This is a genomic window from Corallococcus exercitus (assembly GCF_003611585.1).
GTDB classification, from domain to species: domain Bacteria; phylum Myxococcota; class Myxococcia; order Myxococcales; family Myxococcaceae; genus Corallococcus; species Corallococcus exercitus.
On the sequence record NZ_RAVW01000589.1, the window covers coordinates 1 to 4,584 of the forward strand.

Here is a 4,584-nt window from a genome sequence, read left to right on the forward strand (position 1 = left end):
GGGCCTTATCGTCGGCAGCGTCAGAGGTGTATAAGAGACAGGGGTGGGGTAGGGCTCGCCGGTGGAAGGCACCACGCGCTGGCCCTTGCCGTCGAAGTGCAGCACCTGCCGCACGGTGCCGTGCTCGTAGTGCATCACCGTCTTGCGCACGCGCTCGCTCACGCCGCCTTCGTGCATGCGCTCGGTGGTGAAGTGCTCGGACGCGAGCCAGGTGCGTGGGCCGTGGAGCTGGCCCTTCTCGAAGGCGCCCTCCTGGGACACCGCGCCGTCCTCGTGGAAGCGCTTGAAGGGGCCGTGCGGCGTGCCCTGCTTCATGATGCATTCGTTACAGAGCGTGCCGTCCGCGCGCCAGTACCGCCACGTGCCGTGCGGCCGGCCCGTGACGTCCTTCGGTCCGAAGGACCACTCCTTGTCGCCCTCATCCCAGGTGGCGCCCTCGGGGACGCCGGAGGGACGCTGGCCCGCCTCGGTCCGCTCGCGGTTCGCGATGCGGCGCTTCTCCTCCGCGACGTCCACGGCCCGCAGCGCGCCCAGCATCCGGTCCAGCGACTCGGCGGACAGCGCTTCGGAGACGCGGTGGACCTCCAGGCCGTCCTTGAACGCGACCAGGGTGGGGAAGGAGTCGATGCCCAGCGGCTCGGCCACGGACTCGTGGGCCTCCGCGTCCAGCCGGGCGAAGGTGATGTCCGCGAAACGCGCGGCCGCCTCCGTGAAGACGGGAGCGAAGGCGTGGCAGGGCTCGCACCACGGGGCCCAGAAGTCCACGACGCACATGCCGGGCCGCTGGGTGACTGCCTTGTACTCCTCCGGGGTCAATTCGACCGGAACGCCTGCCAAGGGGACTCCTGCTCAAGGGGGAGGGGCAGATAAGAGGGGCGCCGGGGACGCGCGTCAACCGGCACGTCATTCCAGGCGCGAGGGTTCCATCCGGAAGTAGAACTGGAACCCCGCGTCCTTCAGCGCGGTGAACACCGGGACGACGATGACGGTCCCATCGCGGGTGCGCTCATGCCACGCCCCCGGTTGCTGGAGGAACGGCACCAGCTTCCGGCGGGACGGACCGATGCCCAGGACCTCTCCGTACCTGCCCATGCGTCCGAGCCTGACCCGCTGTCAGGCCCCAGCGAGGGGCCGCGTCACGCGAGCCTCTGCTACCTTGACCCCTCATCACCCCGAGGCCGCGCCATGACGTTCTCCGTCCGCACCGCCAACCTGCGCACACTCAACTCGCTGACGAAGTACCCGTCCATCCCGACGTACCACACGCTCGGCGACAAGGGCCGGCTGGCCGAACCCGCCATCGCGTTCGACGGGCTGGTGGTCGGCACGGAGAAGGTGGACGGCACCAACGCGCGCATCGTGTTCCTTCCGGATGGCACGTACCTGCTCGGCAGCCGCGAGGAGTTCCTCTACGCGAGCGGCGACCTCATCGGGAATCCGGCCCTGGGCATCGTGGAGCACCTGCGGCCCGTGGCGGACGCCCTGCGCGAGAAGCGGCTCGACGCGGGCGGCATCACCGTCGTCTTCGGCGAGGTCTACGGTGGCAACGTCACCGCCCACAGCAAGCAGTACACGGGCGAGAAGCGCGTGGGCTACCGCGTCTTCGACGTGGTGCGCCTCACCGACTACGAGACGCCCCTCACCTGGTCCGCCGAGCAGCTCTCCGGCTGGCGCGAGTCCGGCGGCCAGCCCTTCGTGACCGAGGACGCCCTTCAGGCCTTCACCCGCGAGCACGGCCTGGAGACCACGCCGCGCATCCTCGAGCAGGACGGCGCGGCGCTCCCGAAGGACCTGGAGGGCGCGTCCGCCTGGCTGCGCGCGCACGCGCCCGAGACCCGGTGCGCGCTGGACGCCGGGGCCGGGCAGCACCCGGAGGGCATCGTGGTCCGCACCCGCGACCGGCGCACCATCGCGAAGCTGCGCTACGAGGACTACGAGCGCACCCTGCGCGTGAAGCGCTGAGAGTCCAGAAGGCGGCGGTGGCTCCGTCCACCGCCGCCTCCATCCGAGCCGCGCTTCAGTCGATCTGCAGCTCGGAGATCTTGTGCGGCTTGTCGCTGATGAGGTCCATCAGCTTCCCGAAGCCGAAGGTCAGCAGGCCGATGCCGGCGCCCACCGCCATGCCCAGCGGTCCGCCAATCGCCCCCACCGCCACCGCGCCGCCCAGGCTGCCCGCGATGCCGACCGCGCCCTTGGCGATCTGCGCGCCGTCGTTCACCTTCGCGCCGTTGACGATGTCCATCACGCCACCGGCCGCGCCGCCCACCGCGCCCAGCACGTTGGCCGCGCCGCCCGCCGCCTTGAGCGCGGAGAGCGCCTTGCTTCCGGCGCTCGCCGTCACACCGGCCACCTTGCCGATGCCGCCCATGCCCTTCACCGAGTCCAGCACCGTGCTGGTGATGGCGTTGCCCACCTTCGGGTTCGCCAGCGCCTTCGCCCAGGGCATGCTCTTCGCGGCGGTGGGGGCCGTGGTGGTGGTGAGCGCGCCCGCGTTCTTGAAGTCCTTGATGGCCTCCGTGAACGCCTTGCCGCCCGTGTACATGTTCACCGCGCCGTTGGCCGTGTCCGACACGCCCTTCACGATGTCCGGCATGTTGTTCTCGCGGATGCCCCGCGCCAGCGACATGCCGCCCGCCACCACGCCCGCCACGCCGCCCAGCGCGCTCGCGCCACCCTGCGCCGCGTTCAGGCCCTTGGAGAGGGCGTCCCTGCCCAGGACCTCCGTGGCCTTCGCCGGCAGCCGGCCCGCGTCCTGGCTCAGCCCCTTGAGGATGTTCAGCGACTGCGCGCCGCCGCTGTTGGCGTACTGGTTCACCGTGTTCGCGGTGGAGATGGACGCCTGCTCCAGCAGCACCTTGCCGAACTCGTCGTCCTTGAAGGCCTCCGCGTCGGTGACGTCGCGCATGTCGGCGCCGCCCTTGCCGGACAGCTGCATCCGCTCGCCGTCCCTGCTCACCTCGTGGATGCCCTTGCGGCCGTCCGCGTCCGTCACGGTGGTGCGCGAGCCCACCAGTTGCGCGCCCTGACCGGAGAGCAGCGACGTGTCCTCCTTGAGCGCGCTCTCCGTCTTGTTGTCCTTCGTGCGCTTCGTCTCCAGCGACTCCTGGAGCTCCAGGCCCTGGTCGGTGGCCTTGCGGCTGCTGTTGTAGTGCTGCTCCAGATCGGCGCCGTCCGGCTCGCGGCTCTTCGAATCCATCTTCTCGATGGAGCCGTCCTGGCCGTACGTGGTGGAGGACTCGCCGTTGACGGGCACGCGCTTGGAGGAGTCCGCCTTCTCGAAGGTCTTGCCCTCGTACTTCTCCTTCACCGTGCTGCCCTCGCGCGTCCGCTCCGTCTTGATGGTCGCGTCCGGGTAGCCCTCGATGAAGGTCTGCGAGTCCAGCCGGTCCGCGCCCTTCTGCAGGTCCACCGTCCAGCGCTTCGGCGGGCGGCCGTCGCCGGTCTTGTCCGCGTCCCAGTTCTCGCCGCCGCCCTTGCCGTACTCGTCACGGACCTTGTGCAGCTCCTCCATCGTGTGCGGGCCGGAGCCCGCGAGGTGCGTGTGGCCGTCCAGCGTGCGGTCCACGTAGGACGTCGCCTTCACGTTGTCCTGGGAGAAGTCCTGCACGCGGCTGTACTGCACGTCGCCCTGCGAACCGTCCTCGCCCGGAGGCGGAATCGTATAGGTGTACGTGTCCGCGCGATCCACCGGCTTGTCGAAGTCGAACGGGCCCTTGAGCTTGTTGTCGATGGAGCCCCCTCCCTTCTGCTGGTAATAGGCCGTGCGGCTCGTCTGCGCACCTCCGTCCGCCTGCGAGTACGCGTCGGTGATCAGCCGGTCGCCGTCCTTGTTCGGCTCCATGTGGACCGCGTTGCGCGTGTACGTGAGGCCCTTGTCCTTCGTCTGGGAGATGTCGCCGAAGGACTTGAGGTCCGCGGTCTCGTTCTTGTCGCCCTTCCACTCGGCGCGCTCCACCAGCGAGCTGCCGTCGTCCTTCAGCTCCAGCCGGTCGCGCTTGTTGACGCCGTCCTCGTAGGCGGCCGTGTCCATCACCACCGCGCCGTCCTGCTTCGTCGCGACGGAGCGCTCCACCACCTCCTTCTGTCCGTTGACGCGGGTGAGCTCCACCTGGGTGTCCGACAGGCGCTTGACGCTGGCGCCTTCGGGCACCTGCTCCTTGCCGTCCGCCATGGCGAAGAGCTTGTCGGCCTCCTGGGTGGTCTTCTCCCGCAGCGCCTTCTGCGCATCCACCGTCTCCGTGCGGCGCTCGCCGACGGTCTTCAGGTCCACCGCCTGCTTCGCCTTGTCCTCGCCGGACACCGTCTGGCGCTCCACCGGGGCCGCGCCCGTCGCCGCCAGACCCACGCGCAGCTCGGGCACACCCGCGGGCCTCACGGCCGTGGCGGCGGCCTTCACCGCGTCGCCCACGCCGGTGAGGTCCGGGCCCGCCGCGGGCTTCTTCGCGTCGAAGCCATCCGCCACGACGGCGGGCTTCTTCGCCTCCACGGGCGCGGCCTGGGGGGCGGCGGCGACCGGCTTCTCGGTGACGGCGGGAGGCGTGACGGGAGCCAGCGGCTTCCGGGTGGCGGGGGTGAGGACCATGG

At 70.4% G+C, this 4,584-nt stretch carries 4 protein-coding genes; 1 reads left to right on the forward strand and 3 read right to left on the reverse strand.

Annotated features, from left to right (window positions below):
- Both D7W79_RS46570 and D7W79_RS39150 read right to left on the reverse strand, forming a co-directional pair.
- Positions 1 to 837, reverse strand: an 837-nt coding sequence (locus D7W79_RS46570) for a thioredoxin family protein (protein WP_244222221.1), incomplete at its 3' end; no start/stop codon positions are given.
- A 66-nt stretch (positions 838 to 903) separates the two neighbouring features.
- Positions 904 to 1,092 (reverse strand): hypothetical protein, encoded by a 189-nt coding sequence (locus D7W79_RS39150; protein WP_120530328.1) that lies wholly within the window; start codon positions 1,090 to 1,092, stop codon positions 904 to 906.
- 93 nt (positions 1,093 to 1,185) lie between these two features.
- On the opposite strand from D7W79_RS39150, the gene D7W79_RS39155 reads away from it, so the two are divergent.
- Entirely contained in the window at positions 1,186 to 1,962 is a 777-nt protein-coding gene (locus D7W79_RS39155; protein ID WP_120530329.1) for an RNA ligase family protein, read from the forward strand.
- A 55-nt stretch (positions 1,963 to 2,017) separates the two neighbouring features.
- Here the strand turns inward: D7W79_RS39155 and D7W79_RS39160 are convergent.
- On the reverse strand, positions 2,018 to 4,584 hold a 2,567-nt coding region (locus D7W79_RS39160; RefSeq protein ID WP_120530330.1), incomplete at its 5' end, for a hypothetical protein.

What these genes read in the sequence shown, in the direction of transcription:
- D7W79_RS39150 (WP_120530328.1), bottom strand. Translation starts at nt 1,092, where the DNA reads ATGGGCAGGTACGGAGAGGTCCTGGGCATCGGTCCGTCCCGCCGGAAG.
- D7W79_RS39155 (WP_120530329.1), top strand. Translation starts at nt 1,186, where the DNA reads ATGACGTTCTCCGTCCGCACCGCCAACCTGCGCACACTCAACTCGCTG.